Here is a 25,967-nt window from a genome sequence, read left to right on the forward strand (position 1 = left end):
TCAGCGTCCCCTCACCGACTGGTAGCGGTACCGCAGGTAATCCTGCGCATGGCTGAGCACGGTGAAGGCATCCCGCAGGCTCTTGCGCTCGAACTCGGACAGACGATCAGGTTCCACCGTGTTGCCGGGCTCTCGTCCTGACCGCAGGTCATCGGCCTGGGTCCGCCAGCGGACAAAGGCGATGAACTCCAGGGCGTCGTGCAGGTCCGGCCCCCGGCCCGCGGGCAGCACACCGGCCCGGATGATGTCGTCGAGCCGCTCGAAGGAATTGAGCGCCTGCGATCCCACCGCCAGGGCATGCACGCGGATCAGATCGGTCAGCGGGGCAGTACCCCTGCGCTTGAGGTTGATGCCCGCGCTGTGCTGACCATCGGCCTCCAGCACAAAGCCCTTGAAGAATCCCAGGGGTGGCGTGCGCTGCAGGGCATTGCGCGCCATGCTGGCCAGAAACCGGGGATGCCGTCCCGCCTGTCGGGCAATCTGGCGGCGCAGGAGATCGGCCCAGCGCGTCTGCCCGTGAACCCCGTCGAGGTCAAAGAACACACTGCTGTGCAGCAGCCCCTCGGGCGTGGGCTGGGTCATCCAGTCGGCAAAGCGAGCCTGCCACTCCGACAAGGTCATGCGCCAGCGCGGATTGGAGGCCATGATCCCGCCACTGCAAAGCGGATAGCCGCAACGCGCAAGCCCATCGGAGACCCAGGAAGCCAGCCGTGCGAAATAGTCGTCGTGACGCGCCGGATCGAACGCGTTGTCCAAGATCATCGCGTGGTCCTGATCGGTGACCACCCCCTGCTCCTGCCGGGCCATCGAGCCCAGCGCCAGAAAGCAGTAAGGCACCGGCGGCGGTCCCAGCGTCGACTCCGCCAGTTCCAGCAGCCGCTGCTTGAAGGAGCGCCCGATGGCCGCCATGGTGCTGCCCACCACGCGGGCACTGCTGTCCTGTCCGACCAGGTGCAGGAAGCTGGAGCGGACGTCGGGTGCCAGCAGTTCGAGTTCGTCCACCGAGCTGGCCCGGTTGATGCGGCTGACCACCAGCAGGCTGTGGCTGGACTCGTGACGGATGATGTCCTGCAAGGCGACCACCCCGACCGGTGTCTGCTCCCGCATCACCGGCAGATGGTGCACGTTGTGCCTGAGCATCAGCATCATGGCCTCGAAGACGGTGCGGTGGTGATCGATACTGATCACCTCGCGCGTGGCGATCTCACCCGCGCCGGTGGACAGCGGCAAGCCCGGCGCCAGCAGCCGGGTACGCAGGTCGCGGTCGGTCAGGATGCCCGCCAGTGGTGATGAATCCTCCACGCCCCCCGTGTCGTCGACCAGCAGGAGACAGGACACACCGGTCTCGGTCATGTGCCTGGCAGCGGCCTGGACGGTGACCCGCACCGGGAGGGTGACCGGCTCACGTTGCACCAGACTCATGACTGTGGCAGACAGCCGATCGTTGTCGGCCTGCTGGCGCGACACCACCTTCTGCAGGCGCGTGCGGTCCTCGATCTCGACGTGGTCGGCAAAGCCCTCGTGGTTCTCGAACAGATCGGTGAACACCGGCTCGGGCAGCAGATACAGCAAGGTGTCTTCCAGCGCCGCGGCCGGAAAACGCACCTTCTTGCGGTGCAGCAGTCCGAACTCGCCGAAGTAGCCACCTTCGGTCAGGCGGTTGTAGAGCGTCCCGTCGCGCCGGAAGACCTCGACGACGCCGCTGCGAACGATGTGCCAGAAGCGGGCCTCCTGGCCAAACTCGACGATCCGCGTCCCTGCCTTGCAGTAGCGCACATCGACCGAGCGCGCCGCACGCTGCAAGGTCTCCTCGTCCAGCTCGCGAAAAGGTTCGAGCTGGCGCAGGAAACCGGTGATTTCGATCTGCTCGTCTTCCATCAGCGTGGACGTGGCTCGGAGGCCAGCCCCTTGATCACCGCCACCGAGGACATCAGCAGCACCAGGGCAAAGGGCAAGCCAGTGGACACCGCCATCGCCTGCAGGGCGACCAGTCCGCCACCCAGGATCAGTGCGATGGCGACCAGCCCCTGGAACACCGCCCAGAACACCCGCTGCGGGACGGGAGCGTCGACCTTGCCCCCCGCAGAGATCACGTCGATCACGAGCGATCCGGAGTCGGACGAGGTGACGAAGAACACCACCACCAGAACGATGGCGATGAACGAGGTCACCTGCGCCAGCGGCAAGGCGTCCAGCATGGCAAACAGCTGCAGGGGAAGTTCTGCCTTGACCGCCGCGTCGTAGCCGTCACGCACGTACTGGCCGATGGCCGTCTCGCCGAAGACCGTCATCCACAGCACACAGGCCAGCGAGGGAATGATCAGCACCGAGATGATGAACTCGCGCACCGTCCGGCCACGGGAGACACGCGCGATGAACATGCCCACGAACGGCGACCAGGAAATCCACCAGGCCCAATAGAAGGCGGTCCAGCCCTGCGAATAGTTCAGGTCTTCGCGACCCACCGGGTTCGACAGCGCCGGCAGGTACTGGACATAGGCGCCGAGATTGGAGAAGAAACCACCCAGGATGTCCAGTGTCGGGCCCACGGCGATCACGAACAGCATCAGCAGCAGCGCCAGCGCCATGTTGATCTCAGACAGACGCTTGACGCCTGCATCCAGACCCGCCACGACCGACGCCAGCGCAACGGCGGTGATGCCCAGGACCAGCAGCACCTGCGTGGTGGTGCCCAGGGGTACACCAAAGAGGTAGTTCAGGCCTGAACTGGCCTGGGATGCCCCATAACCCAGCGACGTGGCCAGGCCGAACAGGGTGGCCAGCACCGCCAGAATGTCGATGCAGTGTCCGGGCCAGCCCCACACCCGTTCGCCGAGGAGCGGGTAGAAGACCGAGCGGATCGTCAGCGGCAGTCCCTTGTTGAATGAGAACAGCGCCAGACCCAAGGCGAGGGTGGCGTACATGGCCCAGGGATGCAACGCCCAGTGATAGATGGTGGCGGCCATGCCCAGGCGTGTGGCCGCTTCGGCATCACCAGCCGCCCCACCCAGGGGGGCCCAGTCGGTGCGCACGCCGTTCTCGACGGTGGTGCCACCCATGGCGCTGCCGAAGTGGGACAGCGGTTCGGACACGCCGAAGAACATCAGTCCGATGCCCATGCCTGCGGCAAACAGCATCGAGAACCAGCCCAGGTAGCTGTAGTCGGGGGTGGCCTCGGTGCCGCCCAGTCGCACGCGGCCCAGCGGCGAGACGGCCAGTCCGACACAGACCAGGATGAACACATTGCCGGCGGCAATGAAGAAACCGTCCAGGTTGGCGGTGAGCCAGTGGCGCAGACCGCTGAACAGGGGCTCGACCTGGTTCTGGAAGGCCAGTGTCAGCACCACAAAGGCCACGACCATCAGGCCGGAGATCGCGAACACGCGGTTGTGGATGTCCAGACCCAGCGGTCCGACCTTGACCACGATGTTGTCCTGGCCGACCTTGTAGTCGGTGTTGATGGGATTGACTGCTCCGTCCGGGACCATGGGGTCCGGCTTCCTGTCAGACATGGGAACCTCCTCTCTCTGTCGATCGGTACCCGCCTTCGGGCCATCCGGTCGAACAAGCGTCGACAATGCCCCCCGGTCCAGTTACGCCACAAGGGTGGCGCCGGGGAAGATTCAAGGGATATCCGGTCGATACCCGTTCAGGGGGCGAGGACGTGGCGACACGAAGCGAAGCGATGTGTCAGTGAAGCCGGTCGTCCGGACCCGAAGGGTGCACGGAAGGGTACGCGCTGCAACGCATTGCAGCACAGGACCGGGCTGGACAGCAAGTTCCGCTGATGCCAGTACGCGAAAGACGCACCTGCAAGCCACGGTGCGATTATCCGTGGCCAGGGCAACTTCTGCACTCACTGACCGACTTACCCGAGCCGACGGGTGCGGTATCCCGCCAGCGCAGGCACTCAGGCCTGGTCTTCCGTGGCCGCCGCCGCGTCCGGCAAGGAAAACCAGAAACTGGCGCCCTGGCCCACCGCGCCCTCACCGCGCACCTGACCACCGTGCCGTTCGATGATGCGCCTGACCGTGGCCAAACCCACGCCCGACCCCTCGAACTCGTGGTGCGCGTGCAGCCGCCGGAAGGGCTGGAACAGCTGAGCGGCGTAGGTCATGTCAAAGCCTGCCCCGTTGTCGCTCACGCGGAACGTCTGGGTCCCATCGTCGCGTGACTCCCGCACCAGCGAGATCCTGGGCTGCGCTGTCTGGCTGGTGTACTTCCAGGCGTTGCCCAGCAGGTTCTGCAAGACCGCACGGATCAGCACAGGGTCGGCCGTCACCTTCATGTCCTCACCGATGTCCCACTGGACCTGCCGAGACGGTTCGCTGCGCTGAAGATCGTCGATGATGGACCGCGCCATCTCGCCCAGATCCAGTGGTACCCGCTTGACGGCGGCCCGGTTGAGGTGGGCCATGGACAGCAGGTCGGTGATCAGCTGTCCCATTCGCCGGGTGGCGCCCTGGATGCGGCGCACATAGGTGTGCCCGGTCTCGGTGAGCGTGCCCGCATCGTCGTCTTCGAGCAGGGCGGCAAACCCGTGGATGCTTCGCAGCGGTGTCCGCAGGTCGTGCGACACGCTGTAGGCAAACGCTTCGAGCTCGGCATTGAGTTCGGCGAGTTCCTGGGTGCGCTCCTCGATGCGATGCTCCAGAGCGGCGGCCAGCTCATGCAACTGTTCCTGGCTGCGGCCGACGCGCCCGAGCAGCACGATGATCAGGGTCGCTCCGCCCAGCAGCATCGCGGTCAGGCCAACCGTCATGTCCTGCTCCCGGTCGAATATCGGGCGCAGGGGCTCCAGCACCATGTCATCGGACAGGGCCACCACCGTCACCAGTCCGGTGTCGAAGTGGCGTCGCCAACCTGCGGTTCGCCAGCGCTGGTCCAGCGGGCTGATGTAGCGAAACACGCCACCACCGGCCACGCGATCCGCCATGAAGGGGCGATCAGCAGGCACCTTGCGCGACAGCGCACCGGCGTTGTATCGGCTGTGGGCCAGCAAGTCGCCGCTGTGGTGCACCAGGGACACCACGTCCTGATCGCTCAGACGCAGTTCGGCCAGACGGCCCGCCACGTAGTCCGAAGACACCAGCAAGTGCACGGTGCCGTCGAAGCGGCTCTCTCGCAGAATGGGGCGGCTGACCACGAAAACCCATCGCCCGGACAGGCGGGAGCGCACCGGCGTCCCCACCAGCAGCTGATCGCCGCCCGTGCGATGGGCCTGGAAGTGCGGACGGTCTCCGACGTAGACACCCGCCTCGGCGCCATAACTGTTGAAGACGATGTGGCCAGAGGCATCCACCACCGACACGTAGTCGACAAATCCATCGGGCAGCGTGCCCAGCGTCTCCTGCACCAGGCGAGCGAAGGTGTCGCTGCGGCCGTGCGCCAGCCAGTCGCGCCGCAGGCCCTGCAATGCCGCGTCCAGCGACCCCAGCACGCCCTCGATCTGTCCACCCATGGCGTCGGCCAGGTTCAGACTGCGCTGGTGTGCCAGATCGAATGCCTGGCGCCGCAACTGCTCGCGCGACTGGTCCGATTGCCACCACAAGCCCGCCAGCGCCAGCGTGGTGAGCACCGCCACCAGCAGCATGAGGCCGCGCAGGCGCTTCATTCAACAGTCTCCATCGGTGTTTGAAATCCTTACCCAAGGTGACGTCCATTCTGCGCGACTTTCCTGGGCGCCCGCCCTGTGCGAATGACCGGACGGGTGATTCCTGTCACGACCGGACATCCTTGTCGCAGGTTCCCCACAGTACCAGGATTCTGGGCACTACCATCTGGCTCCATGCACTTCATCGACTCGGACGCCACCCGCCAGGCCCTGCCCTTTGACCGCCTGATTCCCGCCCTGCGCGAACGCTTTGCCGGCGGCTGCGAGGCCCCAGCCCGCCACGTCCACGAGATTGCCAACCCGCTGGCGGACGCCAGCGCGGATGCCCATGGCCGGAAGATGACCTCGCTGATCATGCCCGCCTGGATTCCGGGCCGTTACTACGGCGTGAAGATCATCAACATCGCGCCCGGCAACGCACGCAGCGCTCTGCCTGGCCTGCATGCAAGCTACCTGTTGTTCGATGCGCGCACCGGGGTTCCTCTGGCGCAGATCGACGGCGATCAGCTGACGGCCCGGCGCACCGCCGCCACATCGGCCCTGGCCGGATCCTTCCTGGCACGCGAGGACGCCAGCCACCTGCTGGTGGTCGGCGCCGGACGGATCGCCGATCTGCTGCCCGAGGCCTGGGGCGCGGTCCGATCCATCCGGACCGTCAGCCTGTGGGCCCGCCGCAGCGACGCGGCCGAGGCCACAGCCCGCCGCTGGCGCGAACGCGGCTGGAACGTCCAGGTGGTCACCGACCTGGCCGAGGCCTGCGGGACAGCGGACATCGTCAGTTGTGCGACGCTGGCCACCGAGCCCGTGGTCCGCGGCGAATGGCTGAGTCCGGGCACCCATCTCGACCTGATCGGCAGCTTCACGCCCGCCATGCGCGAGGCGGACGACGCCTGCTTCGTAGGCGCCCGCCTGTTTGTGGACACCGACGAGGCCCTGAAGAAAAGCGGGGACCTGCTGCACCCGATGGCCGCGGGCGTCCTGCACGCCGATGACCTCAAGGGCACGCTGACCACCTTGTGCAAGGGGGTGGCCACGGGTCGACGCAGCGACCAGGAGCGGACGGTATTCAAGTCGGTCGGCCATGCGCTGGAGGACCTGGCGGCGGCGATCCTGGTGCACGAGGCCACCACCGGCTGACATCGCGGGTTCCAGAGGTGTCGCCGGAAAGTTCGCTGGTTTTTTGGGAAGGACCGTCCAACCGGTTTGCCTTGAAGCGGGGGTCTGGTCGCCTCATCCTGAGGGTTCCGATCACCGAAGGAGTACGCCATGCAAGTCCTGTTCAAGTCGATGAATCCCGATGCCCGCGACATCAGCGGATGGGCACACGAGCGCGTGCGCTTTGTCATGCGCCGTCTGGCACCCCGGCTCTCGCGCACCACCGTGCAACTGCAGGACCTGGACGGTCTGCGTCACGGGATCGACAAGCGGTGCACCGTGGAAGTGGTCTCGCAGGATGGACAGCGCGTGGTCGCCAAGGCCCAGGCGCGGGACTGGAAGGCCGCGCTGGTCCTGGCGCTGGACAAGTGCATCGAAGCCCTCAAGCGGACCACGGCCAAGCGGCGTGTCCGGCAGAAACTGCCGGCGGCCGCACTGGCCCTGGGGGAATGAGGGTGTCGTGAGTCACATCAGGAACACCCTGCGCCGGTGGATTGGCACCGTGGGGCTCGGGCTGGTCGCGGGACCGGTGCTGGCGGGCGCAACGATGGACGACACCGAGGTGACCATCGGGGCATTCCGTGAGTTTGTCAGGGCGACCGGACTGGTCACACAGGCCGAACGATCCGGTGGCGGACAAACCTATGAAGGCGGGTGGCAGCAGCGCCCGGGTTGGGTATGGCATTCACCCTACGGATGGCCCGGCGCTGCGGACGAGCCCGTGACCCACGTCACCCATGCCGAGGCCACCGCCTTTTGCCGGTGGTCCGGCAAGCGTTTGCCCACCGAGGCCGAATGGCGCCAGGCCGCCTACACCGAACAGCGCAACCCGCCTCCGCCGGGCTGGGTGAGCGGGCGCACCTATCCCTACCCGACGGGCGAGAGTCCGCGAGGAGCGCATTGCCTGGAGGACTGCGCCAGCACCACGCCCGCGGTGCCGCACGCGCAAACGGGTCGCGGCGCGGGACATGCACCCGTGGGGAAGTCGGCCAGAGGCGTCAACGGCCTGTTCGACATGGGAGGCAACGTCTGGGAATGGGCAGACGGCGGGCCTGACACCGAGCAACCCACCCTGGGCGGGTCTTGGTGGTACGGCGCCGCCCAGATGCACCGGCATCACCGCGCCACCAAGCCCGCCGACACGGCCGTGGTCTACATCGGGTTTCGCTGCATCCGCCCCTGATGCCGGGCCACCGTGGCGGCCAGGCGGGCGGCTACCCGGGCCGTCAGACCGTCGCGGTCCATCGGCGGATTGAGCTCGGCAATGTCGGCCGCCACCAGCTTGCCACTGGCGAGTACCGGTTGAATCAGCGCGAGGACGGTTGCCAGCGGTACGCCCAGCGCGGCCGGGGCCGACACCCCCGGCGCCTGACCACCCGGCAGCACATCCAGACACACCGTCAGGTAGACCGCATCGCAGGCGGCCAGATCCTGCACCAACCGGTCGCGGGCGGTCTGAACACCGTTTTCGGTCTGCAAGTCCTCATCCAGGGCATACCGGACGCCCAAGGCCTGCGCGCGATCGAACAGGACGCGCGTGTTACCCAAAGGGCTGATGCCCAGCACGTGGTAGTCGAACGGTCGACCCTGGTCCGCGCACCAGTCGGCGATCTGGCGAAACGGTGTGCCCGAGTTGCCCATCGGCGCCTGACGCAGATCGAAGTGGGCATCGAAGTTGACGATCAGCAGTCGCCTGAGCGCCGGGCGTCCCTGCACGATGCCCTGGAAGGTCCCCCAGGCCACCTCGTGTCCGCCACCGAGCACCAGCGGCAGGGCGCCCTGCGAGAGCACCCTGGCCACCTGGTCGGCCAGGGCCGATTGCGCGGACTCCAGATCGTCCCCCGCCACCAGGACATCACCGGCGTCCCAGAGGGCCGGTTCATCCAGCACGGGAAGACTGGCCAGCGCGCGGCGCAGGGCCTGCGGGCCTTCCGACGCGCCGGCACGGCCACCATTGCGCTGCACGCCGGCATCGGACGCAAACCCGATCAGCGCGACCCCTTCGCGGGCATGGCTGCCCCAGGGCTGGATGCGCTGGTGCCAACGGGTGGTGTCACCGGCTTCGTCGGCATCCACACGGCCCGTCCAGACGAAGGGGGTGGACGGCATGCTCATGGTCGCTCCTGTGCGCCCACCACCACTCGGTGGCAGGGGTTGTGGCCAAACCAGTAGGTCAGCTCGTTGGGGTGCTCAAGGTCCCAGGCGACGAAGTCGGCGCGCTGCCCTGCCGACAGCTGGCCCCGATCTCGCAGACCCAGGGCCCGGGCCGCATGCGCCGTGATGCCCCGCACGGCCTCCAGCGGCGTGAGACGGAAGAAGGTGCAGGCCATGTGCGCCGCCAGCAGCAGCGACAGGCCGGGCGAGGTGCCCGGGTTGTGGTCGGTGGACACGGCCATGGGGACGCCCGCCTCGCGCAGCGCGGCGATGGGCGGCAGGCGGGTCTCGCGCAGCATGTAGAACGCGCCGGGCAACAGCACCGCGACGGTGCCGGCGGTCTTCATGGCCCGAATGCCGTCGGCGCTGAGGTGTTCCAGGTGATCGCACGACAACGCGCCGAACGAGGCCGCCAGCGCGGCGCCGCCCTGATCGGAAAGCTGCTCGGCGTGCAGCTTGACCGGCAGGCCCAGCACTTGCGCAGCCTCGAACACGCGCCGCGTCTGCGCCGGGGTGAAACCGATGCCCTCGCAGAAGGCATCCACCGCATCCACCAGCCCCTGGGCATGCAGCGCCGGCAGCCAGTCGCAGACGGCACGGATGTAGTCGTCGGACCTGCCCTCGAACTCGGGCGGCAGGGCATGGGCACCGAGGAAGGTGGTGCGCACGTCGATGCGTCTGTCGGCACCCAGCGCACGGGCGACACGCAGGCAGCGCGCCTCGGCTTCCAGCGACAGGCCGTAGCCGGACTTGATCTCCAGCGTGGTCACGCCTTCGGCCATCAGCGCGTCCAGGCGCCGGGCGGCGCTGGCCAGCAGTTCGCCCTCGGACGCCGCACGGGTGGCCGCGACGGTGGACCGGATGCCGCCGCCTGCGCGGGCGATGGCCTCGTAGCTGGCACCGTTCAGCCGCATCTCTGCCTCCCGCGCACGGTGGCCGCCATAGACCAGATGGGTATGGCAGTCGATGAGGCCGGGGGTGACGAGCCGTCCGCCGAGGTCGTGCGCCTGCGCGTGGCGGCCTGCCTCGGGCAGGGCGGACATCGGGCCGACCCAGGTGATCCGGTCGCCCTCGGTGAGCAGGGCGCCGTCGTCCACCAGTCCCCAATCGTCACCGGTCAGGGTGGCGAGGCGGGCATGACGCCAGAGTTGCAGAGGATTCATGGGACAGCGCTGAGAGCGGCGCAGGGCAGCTGGCCGCTCAGGGCCGCCAGAGCTCGGCGAGAACGTCGCCATTGCCGTCGGCGGCGTGACCCTGCAGCACCAGGCTGCGGGCGGCCTCGATGTCTGGAGCGAACAGGCGGTCCTGGTCGTAGAACGGCACTTGCGCGCGCAACGTGGCGTGCGTGGCCTGCAGGCGCGGCGAGGTGGCCAGCGGACGGTGAAAGTCCACGCCCTGGGCCGCGGCCAGCCATTCGATACCGAGGATGGTGGCGGTGTTGTCGGCCATCTCGGCCAGACGGCGGCCCGCGTAGGTGGCCATGCTCACGTGGTCTTCCTGGTTGGCGCTGGTGGGCAGGCTGTCCACGCTGGCCGGGTGGGCATGCGACTTGTTTTCCGAGGCCAGCGCGGCGGCGGTGACGTGGGCGATCATGAAGCCGCTGTTCAGGCCCGGGTTGTCCACCAGGAAGGGCGGCAGGCCCGAGAGCGTGCTGTCGATCAGCAGCGCGATGCGGCGTTCGGAAATGGCACCGATCTCGCTGATGGCCAGCGCCAGCGTGTCGGCGGCGAAGGCGACCGGCTCGGCGTGGAAGTTGCCACCCGAGAGCACCTCGTTGGTGTCGATGAACACCAGCGGGTTGTCGGTCACGGCGTTGGCCTCGGTCAGCAGCGTGCGCGCGGCGTTGGCGATCAGGTCACGGCAGGCGCCCATGACCTGTGGCTGGCAGCGCAGGCTGTAGGGGTCCTGCACGCGCTCGTCGTTCTCCATGTGGGAGAGGCGGATCTGGCTGCCCTGCAGCAGCGTGCGCGTGACGGCGGCCTGGGCAATCTGGCCGGGCTGGCCGCGCGCGGCGTGGATGCGCAGATCGAAGGGCGCGTCGCTGCCCTTGGCCGCGTCGACACAAAGTGCGCCGATGGTGGTGCCAGCCTCTAGCAGTCGCTCGGCCATGAACAGGCCATGCAGTGCGAGTGCGGTCGAGACCTGCGTGCCGTTGATCAGGGCCAGGCCCTCCTTGGCGGCGAGTGTCAGCGGCGCGATGCCGGCGGCCTTGAGCGCTTCGGCGGCCGACCGGATCTCGCCTTGGACACGCACCGGGCCTTCGCCCATCAGCGCCAGCGTCATGTGCGACAGCGGCGCGAGGTCGCCCGAGGCACCCACGGAGCCCTTGACAGGGATCACCGGCATCACGCCCGCATTTAGCAAGGCCAGCAAGGTGTCGATCACCACCGGACGGACGCCCGAAAAGCCGCGTGCCAGGCTGGCGGCCTTCATCAGCATCACCAGGCGCACGGTGGCGTCGCTCATCGGTTCGCCGGTGCCGACCGAATGCGAGAGGATCAGGTTGCGCTGAAGCTGCTCCAGCTGCTCGTCGGGGATGCGGGTCTTGGCGAGCTTGCCGAAGCCCGTGTTGATGCCGTAGGCCGCGTCGCCCTTGGCGACGATGGCGTGGATCGCGGCGGCCGAGGCATCGATGGCGGCGCGCGCGCCGGCATCCAGTTGCACGGTGACCGGCTGCTGCCAGACCGCGCGCAGGTCGACCAGGCTCATCTGGCCGGGATGGAGGGTCAGTGAAGGGTTCATGGTGTCCAGTATCTCGTCAAAGGCTCAGCCGATCATCGGCAGCTTCAGGCCGTGCTTCTTTGCCGTGGCCATCGCCAGCTCGTAGCCCGCATCGGCGTGGCGCATCACGCCCGAGCCGCAGTCGTTCACCAGCACGCGCGCCAGACGCTCGGCCGCCGCATCCGTGCCGTCGGCCACGATCACCATGCCCGAGTGCTGCGAGTAACCCATGCCCACGCCGCCACCATGGTGCAGGCTGACCCAGCTGGCGCCGCCGGCGGTGTTGAGCAGGGCATTGAGCAGCGGCCAGTCGGACACGGCGTCGGTACCGTCCTTCATGGCTTCGGTTTCGCGGTTGGGACTGGCCACCGAGCCGGTGTCCAGGTGGTCGCGGCCGATGACGATGGGTGCCTTGAGCTCACCCTTGCGCACCATCTCGTTGAAGGCCAGGCCAGCGATGTGGCGCTCGCCCAGCCCCAGCCAGCAGATGCGCGCGGGCAGCCCCTGGAAGGCGATGCGCTCACGCGCCATGTCCAGCCAGCGGTGGGTGTGTTTGTTGGCCGGGAACAGTTCCTTGATCTTGGCGTCGGTCTTGTAGATGTCCTCCGGATCTCCGGAGAGCGCGACCCAGCGGAACGGTCCCTTGCCCTCGCAGAACATGGGGCGGATGTAGGCGGGCACGAAGCCGGGGAAATCGAAGGCGTTCTTCACGCCCTGGTCGAACGCCACCTGGCGGATGTTGTTGCCGTAGTCCACCGTGGGAATGCCCATGGCCTGGAAGTCCAGCATGGCCTGCACGTGCACCGCACAGCTCTTCGCTGCGGCGTCCTTGAGCACGGCGTGCTGCGACGGGTCATGCTGCGCGGCCTTCCACTGCGCCACGGTCCAGCCCGCCGGCAAGTAGCCGTTGATGAGGTCGTGCGCGGAGGTCTGGTCGGTCACCAGGTCGGGCTTGATGGCGCCGGCCCCGCCCGATTTCACGCGATTGACCAGTTCGGGCAGGACCTCGGCCGCGTTGCCCAGCAGGGCGATGGAGACGGCTTCCTTTTTGCCGGTGTGCTCCTGGATGAGTGCCAGCGCGTGGTCGATGTCACGCGCCTGCTTGTCGACGTAGCGCGTGCGCAGGCGGAAGTCGATGCTGCTCTGCTGGCACTCGATGTTGAGCGAGCAGGCACCGGCCAGCGTGGCGGCCAGCGGCTGTGCGCCACCCATGCCACCCAGGCCGGCGGTGAGGATCCACTTGCCGGAGAGATCGTTGTTGTAGTGCTGTTTGCCGGCCTCGACGAAGGTCTCGAAGGTGCCCTGCACGATGCCCTGGCTGCCGATGTAGATCCAGCTGCCGGCGGTCATCTGCCCGTACATGAACAGGCCCTTGCGGTCGAGTTCGTTGAAGTGCTCCCAGGTCGCCCACTTGGGCACCAGGTTGCTGTTGGCCAGCAGCACGCGCGGGGCATTCGCATGCGTCTTGAACACGCCCACCGGCTTGCCCGACTGCACCAGCAGGGTCTCGTCCTCGTTCAGGTCCCTGAGCGAGGCCAGGATCTGGTCGAAGCAGGCCCAGTCGCGCGCGGCGCGGCCGATGCCGCCGTACACCACCAAGTGCTGCGGGTTTTCGGCCACCTCGGGGTCGAGGTTGTTCTGGATCATGCGGAACGCGGCTTCGGCGATCCAGTTCTTGCAGTGCAACTGGCTGCCGCGCGGGGCGCGGATGACGCGGGTGGGGTCAAGGCGGGGATCGGGAGAGGGCGACATGTGATGCTCCGGGGTCATGGCTTATTGACCAGACATTTAGTCTATTTAACAGTCCAAATGTATATACAACTCTATGAGCCAAAATCCGAGTTGTCAATACCTGCCCACCCGAACGCCGGGATCCTCGATGTCCGACAAACTGCCGGCTTACCAGACGATCAAGCGCCATGTGCTCTCCCGCATCCAGGACGGTACCTGGCGCGAAGGCGATGCCATCCCCACCGAAGAGGCCTTGGCGCGCGAGTTCGGGGTCTCCCGCATGACGGTCAACCGCGCCATCCGCGAACTCAGCGACGAGCAGATCGTCGAGCGGGTGCAGGGTTCGGGGACCTTTGTGGCGCAGCAGAAATACCGGGCCACACTGGTCGAGATCCGCAACATCGCCGACGAGATCGCAGCGCGTGGCCACCGCCACCGCAGCGAACTGCAACTGCTCGAGCGCACCCGGGCCACCGAGTCACTGGCCCGGCGCTTTGGCATCCGCGCCGGTGATCCCCTCTTCCACTCGGTGGTCGTGCACCTGGAGAACGAGCTGCCCATCCAGGTCGAGGACCGCCATGTCAATCCGCAGGTGGCGCCGGACTACCTGAGCCAGGACTTCACCAACCAGACCCCGAACGCCTACCTGATGCGTGTCGCCCCGCTGCAGGGGGTGAGCTTCGAGATTGAGGCCTGCACACCGCCGGCGTCGGTGGGCGAGTTGCTGCAGATGCGCAGCGGAGAACCCTGCCTGGTGCTCCACCGGCAGACCCATTCACGGGGCCAGGTGGCCTCGGTGGCCTCGCTGTGGCACCCAGCCTCGCGCTACCGCTTCGCCGGCAGTTTCTGAGCCGCCGGGATCAGGCGCCGGGCGCCGCCAGATAGGGGCGCACCCAGCCCAGGCCGGCACGGGTGCCCGCACGCGGGCGGTACTCACAGCCGACAAAGCCCTGGTAGCCGAGCTGGTCCAGCCGCTCGAAGAGGTGCGGGAAATGGACCTCGCCGGTGTCGGGTTCGTGGCGGTCGGGCACGCCCGCAATCTGGATGTGCCCCACGCCCGCCAGATGCCGTTCCAGCCGGCGGGTCAGGTCCCCTTCCATGATCTGGCAGTGGTAGAGGTCCATCTGTACCTTTAGGTTGGCCGCGCCGACCTCGGCCACGATGTCGTGGGCCTGCTGCTGCAGGCTCAGGTAATAGCCCGGCATGTCGCGCTGGTTGATCGGCTCGATCAGCAGCGTGATGCCCAGAGGCGCCAGCCGGGCGGCGGCGGCCCGCAGGTTGCCCACGTAGGTGGCGCGCAGGGCCGCCGCATCGACCCCGGACGGCACGAGACCCGCCATGGCGTGCAGCCGCTGGCAACCGGTGACCCGGGCATAGTCGATGGCCTGGCTCAGGCCCGTGGCAAACGCTTCCTCACGGCCGGGGTGACAGGCCATGCCACGTTCACCGGCCGACCAATCGCCCGGTGGCAGATTGAACAGCACCTGGGTCAAGCCATGGGCCTGCAGCTGGCTCGCGATGGCCTGGGCGTCGTGTTCATACGGAAAGAGGAACTCGACCGCCCGAAAGCCGTCACCGGCCGCCGCCGCGAACCGCTCCAGAAACGGCAGCTCGGTGTACATCATCGACAGGTTGGCGGCAAAGCGGGGCATGACGGGTCCTGGGGGTGGGTGGTCGGGGGCCATCATACAAACCGCGCGGCACCCCGCAGGCTCCAGAAATTACACCGATGGACATTTTCTGGTCCCAGCTGTAATCTTTGTGCATGAATCCCAGCCCGCGTGCACTGATCCTCAGCCTCATGCTCGGCGCCGAGTCGCGTGGCGACGGGGTGCTGGGCGCGCGCGAGCTGCTGGCCGCCTGCGCCCTGTTCGGCGTCCCCGAAAGCACCGTGCGGGTGACCCTGACCCGGGCGGTGGCGGGCGGCCTGATGCGGGTCCCGCGACGGGGCAGCTATGCCCTGGGACCGTCGGCCCGGGCCCTGGCCGACGAGGTCCATCGCTGGCGCGGGACCGCATCGCTGATGACGCCCTGGGCCGGGGACTGGATCGCCGTGCATGTGGGGGCCACCGGGCGCAGCGACCGGGTCGCCTTGCGTGCCCGTGAGCGTGCCTTCGGCCTGCTGGGCATGGCCGAGTTCGAGCGCGGCCTGCACCTGCGGCCCAACAACCTGTGTGGTGGCGCCGGCTCACTGCGGCAACGCCTGCAGGCCCTGGTGCCGGCGGGCACCGACATCGGCACCGTATTCCTGCTGCAGGACCTGTCGGACGCCGACACGCAGCGCGCCCACGGGCTGTGGGACACATCGGCGCTGGACCACGCGTACCGTGACACCACCGCACGTCTGTGCGCCTGGCTGGACGACTACAGCCGCCTGGCGCTGGACCGGGCCGCGCGCGAATCGTTCACGCTGGGTCACGACGCGATCCGCCAGCTGATGTTCGACCCGCTGCTGCCAGCCCCCCTCATCGACCATGGGGCGCGGGAGCGCTTCATGCAGGCGGTCGTCCGCTTCGACGACGCCGGTCAGGCCATCTGGCAGCGCTTTCTGACCGCGGCCCGTCAGCAGGACCCGCGCGACCGATCACCCGTCACCCCTCACCCACTGGATCAGGAGACCGCCCCATGAACCTGCGCGACATGCTGCCACCCCACCACGCCTACCTGGCCGACACCCACGAGGTGCAAAACACCGGCAGCGAACTGGTGGACTACAACATGTACCGTGCGGACCGGGCGCTGGTGGAAGCGGTGCACCGGGAAGGCGCCGGGTGGGCCGATGCGTCGCTGGCCGATTTCGGGCGCCTGACAGGGTCGGCTGATTACATGGAGCTGGGCGCACTGGCCAACCGGCATGCACCCGAGCTGGACACCCACGACCGCTTTGGCCGCCGCGTGGATCTGGTGCGGTTCCATCCGGCCTACCACCAGCTCATGCGCACCGCCATCGAGCGCGGCCTGCACGCCTCGCCCTGGACCGCACCCGGGACCGGTGCCCATGTGGCGCGGGCCGCCCACTACTACCTGCAAACCCAGGTGGAGGCTGGCCACGGCTGCCCCCTGACCATGACCTTTGCCAGTGTCCCCGCACTGCAGACCACACCCGCCCTGGCGGCCGCCTGGGTACCCCGCATCACGGCCCGGGAGTATGACCCGCGCAACGTCCCCGATGCGGCGAAGCCGGGCGTGACCATCGGCATGGCCATGACCGAGAAGCAGGGTGGCTCCGACGTGCGCGCCAACACCACGCGGGCCTACCCGGCGGGTACCGCCACCGGGCCGGGCGCCGCCTATGAACTGGTGGGTCACAAGTACTTTGTGTCCGCCCCCATGTGCGATGCCTTCCTGGTGCTGGCGCAGACGCCGGGCGGCCTGTCCTGTTTCCTGCTGCCCCGCTGGCGCCCCGACGGCACCAAGAACCCGATGCAGGTGCTGCGCCTCAAGCGCAAGATGGGCAATGTGTCCAACGCCAGCAGTGAGACCGAGCTGCGTGGCGCACTGGCCTGGATGGTGGGCGAGGAAGGCCGCGGCGTACGTACCATCATCGAAATGGTCGCCATGACGCGCTACGACTGCATGATCGGCTCCAGCGCAGGCCAGCGCATGGCCGTCTCGCTGGCACTGCACCACTGTGCCCGGCGTTCGGCCTTTGGCCAGGTGCTCAACCAGCAGCCCCTGATGCAGAACGTGCTGGCCGACCTGGTGCTGGAGCAGGAGGGGTCGCTGGCGCTGACCATGCGCATGGCCCGGGCCCTGGACCACCGCACCGATCCGCATGAGGATGCGCTGGTGCGGCTGGTGACCGCCGTGGGCAAGTACTGGATCTGCAAGCGCACGCCGCAGCACGCCTACGAGGCCATGGAGTGCATCGGCGGCAGTGGCGTGATGGAGGACAGTCCGTTTCCGCGCCTGTACCGGGAAGCCCCGGTCAACGCCATCTGGGAAGGCAGCGGCAACGTGCAGTGCCTGGACGTGCTGCGCGCGATGCAGAAATCGCCGGCGGTGGTCGGGGCCTTCTTCGATGAGCTGGGCAAGGCGCGCGGGGGGAACACGCTCCTTGACCGCGCCGTCGCGGCGCTGAAGGCCGAGTTCGCCGATCTGGCCGACCTGGAGTACCGGGCGCGGCAGGTGGTCGACCGGATGGCCCTGACGATCCAGGCGGCACTGCTGGTGCAGCATGCCCCCACTGCCGTGGCCGATGCCTTCTGTGCCTCGCGGCTGGACGGGACGGCCGACCGGCAGTACGGCACGCTGCCGCGCGGCGTGGATTGCCGGTTCATCATCGACCGCGCCACGCCGCAGGTCTGAACATGTCAGGCGATGGCCGCCGCCCCTTGCTGCAGCACGTCCAGCATCGACTGCATGGCCGGGTGCTTGAGCGACTCCGGCGTGGCCAGCAGACCGATGCCCTCCAGGGCGCTCACGTCGGTGACGTCCAGGGCACAGGCCAACCCCCAGGCGCACAAGGAATATCCGAGGCTTCGCGGGATCAGCACCAGCGTCTCGTTGTCTTTCAGGATTTCCACCAGAAACGCCAGTGAGGTGGTGGTCACCGGATGGATGTGAAGCGACGCGTCGGCCGTCGCCGAAAACCGGTCCATCAGGTCCCGCACCCGCATGCCGGCGGGCGCCAGCAGCCACCGCGCCTGCACCAGATCGGCCATGCGCAGACCCGGCTGTCCAGCCAGCGGATGCTGCCGACCGGCCAGCACCACCGCCTCGTCCTGCAGCAAAGGATGAAACGTCACCAGGGCTGGCAGGGGCGAAGGTTGGCGGCTGAGTACGGCATCCAGGCCACCGGAGATCAGCGACTCCATCAGATGCTCGCCCTTGTCTTCACGAACCTCCAGTCGGATGCCGGGATGGCGGGAAACAAAGTCCCGCACCACAAGGCGGGCCAGCGACGATGCCGCCGCCGGGATCATCCCGATCCGCAGCAGGCCCTCTCCCTGCTGCAAGGCGCTCAGTGATTCGGTGGAGGCCTGGAGGGCCGCGAGCATCTGGCGGACTACCGGGATCAGCAACTGTCCGGCCGCGGTGGTGCGCATCCCCCGCGCGTGCCGCTCAAAGAGCGGCGTGTCGATCAGCTGCTCCAGTTCGGCCAATGCCTGGGTGGCCGCTGGCTGGGTAACACCCACCTGCTCGGCCGCCCGCCGCAGATTGCCCTGGTCGGCGATCGCCACCATCAACTGCAGGTGACGCAAGCGCGCACGCCCCAGCAATCGGGCATAGAGAACGGCTGACGCGGGGGCGGATGGCATGGCAGCGATGTCCGAACAGCAATAAGCAAAGCTTATCACCAAGTCAAAAAGCGATTGGTGCGTCTGTGCCCGACCCGGGACAATCCCATCAGCTGAGGCTCTGCATCGTCCAAGCTCCCATATGTGAAAGGTATCGCCATGCACCGTTTCTTCCCCACCCTTCCGATGTCGCGCCGCCGCAGCCTGATGGCGCTGGCTCTGGCCGCGGCCAGCGTGGCGCCTGGTCTGGCGAGCGCACAGGCCTATCCCCAGCGTGCCATCAAGCTGGTGGTGCCGTTTGCGCCGGGCGGCTCCACCGACATCGTGGCCCGACTGGTGGCCGAGAAGATGCGCGCCAGCCTGGGACAGGCGGTGGTGGTCGAGAACAAGGCGGGTGCAGGCGGCATGGTGGGGGCCGAAGCCGTGGCCAAGGCCGCACCGGATGGTTACACCATCGGCGTGGGCACAGTGAGCACGCTGACCGTCAATCCCCTGTTGCTCAAGGCCAGCCGGGTGGATCCCTTGAAGGATTTCACCCCCATCACGACCCTGGCCAGCATCCCGTCGGTGATCTCGATGTCCCCCTCGTTCCCGGGCAAGAGCTTTGCCGAGTTCCAGGCCGAGGTGCGCCGCAAACCCGACTTCTATACCGCCGGTTCGCCCGGCATCGGCTCCATCGGCCACCTCATTATCGAAGCGATGAACGAGGACATGAAGATCGACATCCGCCATGTGCCTTACCGGGGCATGGGACCGGCCATCACCTCAGCGCTGTCCGGCGAGACCCAGATCCTCAGCGACCAGTACCCCTCTTCGGCCGCCCACATCAAGGCGGGCAAGCTGCTTCCGGTGGCCGTGGCTGCGGGCAAGCGCCTGGCCGACCTTCCGCAGGTCCCCACCCTCAAGGAGCTGGGCTATGCCGACCTGAATGACCTGGCCATCACCTGGTTTGGCCTGGTGGCGCCTCCCGGACTGCCCGCTGACATCCAGAAGAAGTTGCACGCCGCGGCGCTGGACGCGCTCAAGGACCCAGGCTTGCTGTCCAGGCTCAAGGACATGGGGGTGGAGCCGGTCGGCAACACCGCCGAAGAGTTCCGGCAGCTGATGGCCCAGGGACTGGCGCGTAACCAGCGGATCATCCAGTCGCGCCGCATCACCGCCGAGTGAGCCAGCCCATGACCCACACTGTCCCAGCCACCCGGACGACCCGCATCGATATGATCGCGCGTGCGCAGCACGAGCGCGTGGTTCAGTGGCGGCGGCGCATGCACCGCCATCCCGAGCTGTCCTTCCAGGAGTTCGACACCGCAGACTTTCTCGAGCAGGAGTTGCGTCAGATTCCAGGCCTGTCCGTCACGCGCCCCACGCGCACCAGCCTGGTGGCCAGCTTGCGCGGGGCACAGCCGGGTCGGACACTGGCCATCCGCGCCGACATCGACGCCCTGCCGATCCAGGACCAGAAAACCTGCGACTATGCCTCGGCCAACCCCGGTGCCATGCATGCCTGCGGCCATGACGGCCACGCCGCCATGCTGCTCGGGGCCGCGCATGTGCTGAGCGCCCTGCGGGACGAGCTGCCCGGTCAGGTGCGGTTCTTTTTTCAGCACGCCGAGGAACAGCACCCCGGCGGTGCCCAGGAAATGGTCGACGCTGGCGTGATGGCGGGGGTGGACCGAATCATCTCGGCCCACGTGATGTCCACCGAGGACACCGGGCAGATCACGGTACTCGATGGCCCCGCGCTGGCCAGTTCGGACCGCTTCGTGCTGAAAATTCTGGGCAAGGGCGGCCACGCCGCCAACCCCGACCGCTGCATCGACCCGGTCTGGATCGCCTCGCAGGTGGTGGCCAACCTGCAGGCCGTGGTGGCCCGCAACACCGATCCGCACCAGGCCCTCATCGTGTCGGTCACCCGCTTTCATGCCGGTGAGGCGTTCAATGTCATTCCCGATACCGCCGAGCTTGGCGGCTCGGTCCGGTGCTTCAGCGATACCGTTCGTCAGGGCGTGCCCGGGCTGATCGAAAGGATCGCGCAAGGGGTGGCGATCGCCCACGGCGCGACCTGCGAACTGCAGTACATCCGCGGATACAGCCCCGTGGTCAACGATCCGGTGGTGGCTGGCGCGCTGCGACAGGTCGTGCAGCAGGCCATGCCCCAGGTCCGGCTGACCACCATCCCGCCACTGCCCAACAGCGAGGACTTCAGTGCGTTTCTGCCGCATGCGCCCGGGGCCTACGCCTTCATTGGCGCGCGCAGCGCTGCCAAGGGCATCCGGCACCCGCACCACCATCCCCACTTCGACTTTGACGAAGATGCGCTGCTGCACGGCGTGCAGTTGTTTGCCCACGCGCCGTTTGCCCTCAACACCGACGATTGACCATTCAGATGCATACTTATAATAAGCATGCTTATTATTTTCGGCATTCCTTTTCCACACCTCTCCCACGCTTGAAAGCACTGACAAAAATGCGCACCGAGCTGAAACTCTCCCTGCTTGCCGCCGCCGTGGCCCTGGCCGCCTGCGGCAAGAAAGAAGAGGCAGCGGCCCCTGCCGCCTCCACCGCATCGACCGAAGCCCTGGTGGTCAAGATCGGCCACGTGGGCGCCACCAGCGGCGGCGCGGCCCACTTGGGCAAGGACAATGAAAACGGTGCGCGCATGGCCATTGACGAGCTCAATGCCGCGGGCGTCCAGATCGGTGGGCAGACCGCGCGCTTCGAACTCATGGCCGAAGACGACGCCGCCGATCCGAAGCAGGCCACGGCCGCCGCCCAGAAGCTGGTCGACGCCAACGTCAACGGCGTGGTGGGTCACCTGACCTCCGGTGCGACCCTGCCCGCTTCGCAGCTCTATCACGACGCGGGCATCCCCCAGATCACCCCCTCGTCCACCAACCCCAAGTTCACCCGCCAGGGCTTCCCCGGCGCCTTCCGCCTGGTGGCCGACGACACCCAGCAGGGTGGCGCGATGGGCCGCTACACCGTGCAGAACCTGCAAGCCAAGACCGTGGCCGTCATCGACGACCGCACGGCCTACGGCCAGGGTCTGGCCGACGAGTTCGAGAAGGCCGCTGTCGCCGCCGGCGCCCAGCTGGTGGGACGCGAGTACACGAACGACAAGGCCACGGACTTCAACGCCATCCTCACCTCCCTCAAGGACAAGAAGCCCGATGTCATCTTCTACGGCGGCATGGACGCCGTGGGTGGACCGATGCTGCGCCAGATGAAGACCCTGGGTTTCGCCTCGAAGATGGTGGGCGGCGACGGCCTGTGCACGGCCGAGATGATCACGCTGTCGGCCGAGGCGCTGGGCGATGAGCAGGTCTACTGCGTGGAAGCCGGTGGCGTGGATGGCGACGAAGTCGCGGTGAACGAGAAGTTCCGTGCCGACTTCAAGGCCAAGTACGGCGTCGATGTGCAGGCCTACGCCGGCTATGCCTACGACGGCGTGAAGCTGTTGGCCGCCGCCATGCAGACCGCCGGCTCGGCAGAGCCCCAGAAGTACCTGCCGGCCCTCAAGGCCATCAAGTACCAGGGCGCTTCCGGCAATGTGGAATTCGACGAGAAGGGTGACCGCAAGAACGCCGCGCTGACCCTCTACACCTTCAAGGCCGGACAACGGGTCAAGCTGGCTGTCATCCGCTGAGCGGTTGGTCCTCAGGCCCGGGGCCGGTGCCGCTGCAGTCCGTCCAGCAGGGCGGGCACCATGGCCTCGGACTTTTCGGCCACGAAGAGCGCGCCCTTGCCCAGGGCGTGCTGCTTGAGCTGCTCATCCACCACCGCCGACACCACGGCACAGGCCAGGCCAGGGCAGATCTGGAGCACCTTGGCCACCAGTTGGGCACCCGCCATGGTGGGCATGTTGTGATCGAACACCGCCAGGTCGATCGCCGGGCCATGCGTCCTCACATACTCCAGGGCCTGGTAGGGGTCCGACAGGGCATGGGCCCGGTGCCCCTCCCTGGCGCAGGTCCGCACCACCATGTCGTTGATCTGATCGTCGTCATCCACGTACAGCAGATGGCGCACCGGCCCGGTCGACGAGGCTGTCATGGCCGACGCGGCCGGCACCTCAGCGGCCACGGGTGTGGCGCTTTCGAGCCAGAGGTCAAACGTGGTGCCCACCCCTTCAACGGAGTGAAGCTTGAGGCCGGCCCCGTGCTCCTTGAGGATGCCGTGCACGACCGACAGCCCCAGACCGGTGCCCTGCCCGCGCTCCTTGGTGGTGAAGAAGGGCTCGAAAATCCGCTGGGCCGTGTCGGGCGACATCCCTCGTCCGTTGTCCTGCACGCGCAACCACACGCCCTGGCGATGGCCCGGCGCAGAGCTTTGCAGCACGGCGTGTCCGGGCAGCGCTTCAAACGCCTCCCGCAGGGCCGCCGTCAACACCACCTGCACCCGCCCGTTGAACTGGTCGGTCACCGCATGGATGGCGTTGGTCCCCAGGTTCAGCAACACCTGCTCCATCTGGGTCGCATCCGCCAGCACCACCGGCAGATCGGCGTCCGAGGCCATGTCCACGCGGACCCCTGGCGGCGCCGTGGTCTTGAGCAGCGAGCAGGCCTCCTGAACCACCGGCAGCAGATCGATGGGGGTCTTGCGGGGCAACTCCTTGCGGGCAAAGGCCAGGATCTGCCGTACCACCGCGCGGGCACGTCGCGCCGCCTTCTGGATCTGCTCGACACTCTCGCGCAGCTCGCCCTGGGGCGGTGCCTCTTCCAGCGCCAGCGAGGCATTGCCCAGCACGGCCGCGAGGATGTTGTTGAAGTCATGGGCAATGCCACCGGCCAGGGTACCCAGCGCCTCCATCTTCTGAGCCTCGCGCAGCTGCACCTCCAGGGCATGCCGGGCGTCCTCGGCGGCCATGCGTTCGGAGAGGTCGAAGTCGATGCAGAAGAACTCGGGATGCCCACCCGCATGGTCGAGCAGCACGTGCCCGGAATACACATGAACATCCGAGCCGTCCTGGTGACGCAAGGTCAGCTCGCTGGACGGAATGGCCTCGCCCGTGCGCAGCATGTCGGCCGTGGCCGCCACCACGGCCTCGCGCATGCCATCCGGAATGATCAGGTCCAGCAGGCTGCGCCCCAGGGCCTCTTCCTGCGTGTAGCCGTACAGGCGCTCGGACGCGGCGTTCCAGAACCGGCACACCAGCTGGCTGTCGTAGCCCTGCACCGCCACGTTGGGAATGGCCTCGATGAGCCGCCGAAAGCGCTGCTCGCTGGCCCGCTGGGCCTCCTGGGCGGCACGGTTGTCGGTCTGGTCCATGACCAGCACGTGCCAGAGCAGCGAACCGTCGGACTCCCGGATCGGGCGCCCCATGCCGTGCAGCCACTTGCGCCGTCCCGACCGGGTGGTGATCCGCCACTGACAGTCCCAGTCGCGCAACTCACGTGCGCACTCATCGACGCTGCGGCGCATTTCCGGCAAATCCGCAGGCTCTACCATGGCCCACAGCGAGGCCATGTCGTGTTCCACGGCGGTGCGGTCCAGCTCCCAGATTTCGAAGCAGGCCTGGGTCATGTGCTCCAGGCGGCCCACCCCGTCCCCCCCCACCCGGTACCGGAACACGGCACCGGGCAGGAATGCGGACAGGCCTTCGTAATCGGACAGATCTCTGGGATTCATGCCGGCGCCACACCCCTGTGAGGTGGCGTCAGGAAGGTCCGGCACGCCATTCGATGCGCCTGTGCCCAGATCCGTCCCGGTTCGCCACGTTGATGGTTCTTGTGGCGCCAAGTGTGGTCAGAGATCCCTGATGTGTCAATTTGCTACTGACCCTGCCCCAGTGCAAACCCCTGGACACCGTCGAAGGCGTACAGGTTTTCGGTCTTGATGACATCGGTGCCCTGCCCCACCAAGGCACCCAGCAGCGCCACCACATCGGCCGGCGCCACCTCGCCCCCTTGCTCGGCGGCCATGAAGCGGCAGCGCCAGTGGTCGGTGCAGAAGGTCTCCGGGAAGCCCTGCGGCCAGACCTTGACGCCTCGGTTGGTGATCATCTGCAGCCGCAGCGATGGCAGGCTCAGGGACCCGATGGCGGCCGCCAGCGCGTCCGGCGTGGTCGATGCCTGGTGCACGAAGACATCCACCCCCAGCAGGCTCTTGCGTGCCCGCGCCTGCACGGACAAGGTCGGCGCCGACACCGCGGCGGGTGCCGCCTCGGGAGCCTGCTGGTAACTGACCGGCGCGAGGGTGCGCGGCGTGCGCCCCAGACGCTCGATGATCGCATCGGCAAAGTCCATGCTGCCAAACGGGCGCGAGAGCCTCGACGAAGCATGACCGGCCAGGTCGGCGGTGAACACCCCGTCCTCCAGGGTGCACAGCCAGGCGTTGTGGATCCTGGCGGCGACATCGGGCTGGCGGATGTGCACCAGCATCATCACGGCCGCCAGCAGCAGTCCGCTGGGGTTGGCAATGCCCTTGCCGGCGATGTCTGGCGCGCTGCCGTGGATGGCCTCGAACATGGCCACATGCTCGCCGATGTTGGCGCTGCCGGCCAGCCCCACGCTGCCGGTCATCTCGGCCACGATGTCGCTGAGGATGTCGCCATACAGGTTGGTCGTGACGATGACGTCGAACTGCTCGGGCCGGGTGGCCACCCGGGCGGCGCCGATGTCGATGATCATGTGTTCGGTCTGGATGTCGGGGTAGCCGGTGGCGATCTCGTCAAACACCTGGTGGAACAGCCCATCGGTCATCTTCATGATGTTGTCCTTGGTCATGCAGGTGATCTTGCGCCGGCCGTTCGCACGGGCGTACTCGAAGGCGTAGCGGATGATCCGCTCGCAGCCGGGCCGGGTGATCAGCTTGAGGCACTGCACCACCTGATCGGTCTGCCGGTGCTCGATGCCGGCGTAGAGGTCTTCCTCGTTCTCGCGGACGATGACGATGTCGAGCTTGGGGTGGCGTGTGGCCACAAAAGGGCTGTAGCTGACACAGGGGCGCACGTTGGCGTACAGGCCCAGGGTCTTGCGGATCGTCACGTTCAGGCTCTTGTAGCCCCGGCCGCTGGGGGTGGTGATTGGCCCCTTGAGCAGGACCCGGGTGCGGCGCAGGCTGTCCCAGCACTGGGGAGCGATGCCGCTGGTGTGGCCCTGCAGGTACAGCTGCTCGCCAATCTCGATCGTCTCGGGCGCGATGCGCGCGCCCGCCGCCTGCAGCACCTTGAGGGTGGCCTGCATGATCTCGGGCCCGATGCCATCACCCGCAGCCACCGTGATCGGCACCGGCGTAACCGTGCCGATGCTGCCGTCGATATCGCTGCCGCTCAGCAGATGGGAAGGTACATCGTTTTTCATGGTCGCATTCTCTGGAAGGGGTTGGGGTGAAGCGACTGTAGGCAGGTCAAT

General features: G+C 67.5%; 20 protein-coding genes. 9 read left to right on the plus strand and 11 right to left on the minus strand.

Going from position 1 to position 25,967, the window contains the following annotated elements:
• The 3 genes from ACFQNJ_RS13425 to ACFQNJ_RS13435 form a co-directional block, all read right to left on the minus strand.
• Entirely contained in the window at positions 1 to 1,878 is a 1,878-nt protein-coding gene (locus ACFQNJ_RS13425) for a DUF294 nucleotidyltransferase-like domain-containing protein (RefSeq protein ID WP_382258291.1), read from the minus strand.
• Positions 1,878 to 3,512, minus strand: a complete 1,635-nt coding sequence (locus ACFQNJ_RS13430) for a BCCT family transporter (protein ID WP_382258294.1) — start codon at positions 3,510 to 3,512, stop codon at positions 1,878 to 1,880. The genes ACFQNJ_RS13425 and ACFQNJ_RS13430 overlap by 1 nt, the downstream gene beginning before the upstream one ends.
• A 398-nt stretch (positions 3,513 to 3,910) precedes the next feature.
• Complete coding sequence (locus tag ACFQNJ_RS13435; RefSeq protein WP_382258297.1) at positions 3,911 to 5,614, minus strand: sensor histidine kinase; 1,704 nt, start codon at positions 5,612 to 5,614, stop codon at positions 3,911 to 3,913.
• Positions 5,615 to 5,788: 174 nt separating this feature from the next.
• Between ACFQNJ_RS13435 and lhpI the strand changes: the two genes are divergently transcribed.
• From lhpI to ACFQNJ_RS13450, 3 genes are all read left to right on the plus strand, one after another.
• Positions 5,789 to 6,751, plus strand: a complete 963-nt coding sequence (lhpI, locus tag ACFQNJ_RS13440) for a bifunctional Delta(1)-pyrroline-2-carboxylate/Delta(1)-piperideine-2-carboxylate reductase (RefSeq protein WP_382258300.1) — start codon at positions 5,789 to 5,791, stop codon at positions 6,749 to 6,751.
• Between the two features lie 129 nt (positions 6,752 to 6,880).
• Complete coding sequence (locus ACFQNJ_RS13445) at positions 6,881 to 7,222, plus strand: HPF/RaiA family ribosome-associated protein (protein ID WP_382258303.1); 342 nt, start codon at positions 6,881 to 6,883, stop codon at positions 7,220 to 7,222.
• A gap of 7 nt (positions 7,223 to 7,229) precedes the next feature.
• Positions 7,230 to 7,952: a formylglycine-generating enzyme family protein gene (locus ACFQNJ_RS13450; protein WP_382258306.1), complete on the plus strand. Its 723-nt coding sequence runs from the start codon at positions 7,230 to 7,232 to the stop codon at positions 7,950 to 7,952.
• On the opposite strand, the gene hutG is transcribed toward ACFQNJ_RS13450, so the two are convergent.
• Genes hutG through hutU form a run of 4 tightly spaced genes read right to left on the minus strand, consistent with a single transcriptional unit; the run spans position 7,922 to position 13,396 of the window.
• Positions 7,922 to 8,884, minus strand: coding sequence for a formimidoylglutamase (gene hutG / locus ACFQNJ_RS13455; protein WP_382258309.1), 963 nt, complete (start codon positions 8,882 to 8,884; stop codon positions 7,922 to 7,924). The genes ACFQNJ_RS13450 and hutG overlap by 31 nt on opposite strands.
• Positions 8,881 to 10,086: an imidazolonepropionase gene (gene hutI, locus ACFQNJ_RS13460; RefSeq protein ID WP_382258312.1), complete on the minus strand. Its 1,206-nt coding sequence runs from the start codon at positions 10,084 to 10,086 to the stop codon at positions 8,881 to 8,883. The genes hutG and hutI overlap by 4 nt, the downstream gene beginning before the upstream one ends.
• A gap of 37 nt (positions 10,087 to 10,123) precedes the next feature.
• Positions 10,124 to 11,665 (minus strand): histidine ammonia-lyase, encoded by a 1,542-nt coding sequence (hutH, locus tag ACFQNJ_RS13465; RefSeq protein ID WP_382258315.1) that lies wholly within the window; start codon positions 11,663 to 11,665, stop codon positions 10,124 to 10,126.
• Between the two features lie 24 nt (positions 11,666 to 11,689).
• A complete protein-coding gene (hutU, locus tag ACFQNJ_RS13470) occupies positions 11,690 to 13,396 on the minus strand; it encodes a urocanate hydratase (RefSeq protein WP_382258318.1) in 1,707 nt (568 codons plus the stop codon).
• Between the two features lie 127 nt (positions 13,397 to 13,523).
• On the opposite strand from hutU, the gene hutC reads away from it, so the two are divergent.
• Positions 13,524 to 14,225, plus strand: a complete 702-nt coding sequence (gene hutC / locus ACFQNJ_RS13475) for a histidine utilization repressor (protein WP_382258321.1) — start codon at positions 13,524 to 13,526, stop codon at positions 14,223 to 14,225.
• A gap of 10 nt (positions 14,226 to 14,235) precedes the next feature.
• On the opposite strand, the gene otnI is transcribed toward hutC, so the two are convergent.
• Entirely contained in the window at positions 14,236 to 15,027 is a 792-nt protein-coding gene (otnI, locus tag ACFQNJ_RS13480) for a 2-oxo-tetronate isomerase (protein ID WP_382258324.1), read from the minus strand.
• Between the two features lie 113 nt (positions 15,028 to 15,140).
• Here otnI and ACFQNJ_RS13485 point away from each other — a divergent pair, with 113 nt between their 5' ends.
• Together ACFQNJ_RS13485 and ACFQNJ_RS13490 are read left to right on the plus strand one after the other, a co-directional pair.
• Positions 15,141 to 16,004 carry a PaaX family transcriptional regulator C-terminal domain-containing protein gene (locus ACFQNJ_RS13485; protein WP_382258326.1) on the plus strand — a complete coding sequence of 288 codons (864 nt, stop codon included), beginning with the start codon at positions 15,141 to 15,143 and terminating at the stop codon, positions 16,002 to 16,004.
• Entirely contained in the window at positions 16,001 to 17,683 is a 1,683-nt protein-coding gene (locus tag ACFQNJ_RS13490; protein WP_382258329.1) for an isovaleryl-CoA dehydrogenase, read from the plus strand. The genes ACFQNJ_RS13485 and ACFQNJ_RS13490 overlap by 4 nt, the downstream gene beginning before the upstream one ends.
• 5 nt (positions 17,684 to 17,688) lie before the next feature.
• On the opposite strand, the gene ACFQNJ_RS13495 is transcribed toward ACFQNJ_RS13490, so the two are convergent.
• Positions 17,689 to 18,636: a LysR substrate-binding domain-containing protein gene (locus ACFQNJ_RS13495; RefSeq protein ID WP_382258332.1), complete on the minus strand. Its 948-nt coding sequence runs from the start codon at positions 18,634 to 18,636 to the stop codon at positions 17,689 to 17,691.
• A 138-nt stretch (positions 18,637 to 18,774) separates the two neighbouring features.
• Here ACFQNJ_RS13495 and ACFQNJ_RS13500 point away from each other — a divergent pair, with 138 nt between their 5' ends.
• The 3 genes from ACFQNJ_RS13500 to ACFQNJ_RS13510 all read left to right on the plus strand — a co-directional run bounded on the left by ACFQNJ_RS13500 (position 18,775) and on the right by ACFQNJ_RS13510 (position 22,261).
• Entirely contained in the window at positions 18,775 to 19,782 is a 1,008-nt protein-coding gene (locus tag ACFQNJ_RS13500; protein WP_382258335.1) for a Bug family tripartite tricarboxylate transporter substrate binding protein, read from the plus strand.
• Positions 19,783 to 19,790: 8 nt separating this feature from the next.
• Entirely contained in the window at positions 19,791 to 20,993 is a 1,203-nt protein-coding gene (locus tag ACFQNJ_RS13505; protein WP_382258338.1) for an amidohydrolase, read from the plus strand.
• A gap of 89 nt (positions 20,994 to 21,082) precedes the next feature.
• Entirely contained in the window at positions 21,083 to 22,261 is a 1,179-nt protein-coding gene (locus tag ACFQNJ_RS13510; protein WP_382258341.1) for a branched-chain amino acid ABC transporter substrate-binding protein, read from the plus strand.
• A gap of 11 nt (positions 22,262 to 22,272) precedes the next feature.
• On the opposite strand, the gene ACFQNJ_RS13515 is transcribed toward ACFQNJ_RS13510, so the two are convergent.
• Together ACFQNJ_RS13515 and ACFQNJ_RS13520 are read right to left on the minus strand one after the other, a co-directional pair.
• The gene (locus ACFQNJ_RS13515) at positions 22,273 to 24,243 is read right to left on the minus strand and encodes a hybrid sensor histidine kinase/response regulator (RefSeq protein ID WP_382258344.1); all 1,971 of its coding nucleotides are present in this window, start codon (positions 24,241 to 24,243) and stop codon (positions 22,273 to 22,275) included.
• 143 nt (positions 24,244 to 24,386) lie between these two features.
• Positions 24,387 to 25,916: an NADP-dependent isocitrate dehydrogenase gene (locus ACFQNJ_RS13520; RefSeq protein WP_382258347.1), complete on the minus strand. Its 1,530-nt coding sequence runs from the start codon at positions 25,914 to 25,916 to the stop codon at positions 24,387 to 24,389.
• Between the last annotated feature and the right edge of the window lie 51 nt (positions 25,917 to 25,967).

This window comes from Hydrogenophaga bisanensis (assembly GCF_042665135.1).
GTDB classification, from domain to species: domain Bacteria; phylum Pseudomonadota; class Gammaproteobacteria; order Burkholderiales; family Burkholderiaceae_C; genus Hydrogenophaga; species Hydrogenophaga bisanensis.

Coding starts and splice junctions, on each gene's coding strand:
- hutI (WP_382258312.1), bottom strand. CDS start 10,086: ATGAATCCTCTGCAACTCTGGCGTCATGCCCGCCTCGCCACCCTGACC.
- hutH (WP_382258315.1), bottom strand. CDS start 11,665: ATGAACCCTTCACTGACCCTCCATCCCGGCCAGATGAGCCTGGTCGAC.
- ACFQNJ_RS13515 (WP_382258344.1), bottom strand. CDS start 24,243: ATGAATCCCAGAGATCTGTCCGATTACGAAGGCCTGTCCGCATTCCTG.
- otnI (WP_382258324.1), bottom strand. CDS start 15,027: ATGCCCCGCTTTGCCGCCAACCTGTCGATGATGTACACCGAGCTGCCG.
- ACFQNJ_RS13490 (WP_382258329.1), top strand. CDS start 16,001: ATGAACCTGCGCGACATGCTGCCACCCCACCACGCCTACCTGGCCGAC.
- ACFQNJ_RS13430 (WP_382258294.1), bottom strand. CDS start 3,512: ATGTCTGACAGGAAGCCGGACCCCATGGTCCCGGACGGAGCAGTCAAT.
- lhpI (WP_382258300.1), top strand. CDS start 5,789: ATGCACTTCATCGACTCGGACGCCACCCGCCAGGCCCTGCCCTTTGAC.
- ACFQNJ_RS13485 (WP_382258326.1), top strand. CDS start 15,141: ATGAATCCCAGCCCGCGTGCACTGATCCTCAGCCTCATGCTCGGCGCC.
- hutG (WP_382258309.1), bottom strand. CDS start 8,884: ATGAGCATGCCGTCCACCCCCTTCGTCTGGACGGGCCGTGTGGATGCC.
- ACFQNJ_RS13520 (WP_382258347.1), bottom strand. CDS start 25,916: ATGAAAAACGATGTACCTTCCCATCTGCTGAGCGGCAGCGATATCGAC.
- ACFQNJ_RS13495 (WP_382258332.1), bottom strand. CDS start 18,636: ATGCCATCCGCCCCCGCGTCAGCCGTTCTCTATGCCCGATTGCTGGGG.
- ACFQNJ_RS13500 (WP_382258335.1), top strand. CDS start 18,775: ATGCACCGTTTCTTCCCCACCCTTCCGATGTCGCGCCGCCGCAGCCTG.
- hutU (WP_382258318.1), bottom strand. CDS start 13,396: ATGTCGCCCTCTCCCGATCCCCGCCTTGACCCCACCCGCGTCATCCGC.
- ACFQNJ_RS13425 (WP_382258291.1), bottom strand. CDS start 1,878: ATGGAAGACGAGCAGATCGAAATCACCGGTTTCCTGCGCCAGCTCGAA.
- ACFQNJ_RS13510 (WP_382258341.1), top strand. CDS start 21,083: ATGCGCACCGAGCTGAAACTCTCCCTGCTTGCCGCCGCCGTGGCCCTG.
- hutC (WP_382258321.1), top strand. CDS start 13,524: ATGTCCGACAAACTGCCGGCTTACCAGACGATCAAGCGCCATGTGCTC.
- ACFQNJ_RS13435 (WP_382258297.1), bottom strand. CDS start 5,614: ATGAAGCGCCTGCGCGGCCTCATGCTGCTGGTGGCGGTGCTCACCACG.
- ACFQNJ_RS13505 (WP_382258338.1), top strand. CDS start 19,791: ATGACCCACACTGTCCCAGCCACCCGGACGACCCGCATCGATATGATC.
- ACFQNJ_RS13445 (WP_382258303.1), top strand. CDS start 6,881: ATGCAAGTCCTGTTCAAGTCGATGAATCCCGATGCCCGCGACATCAGC.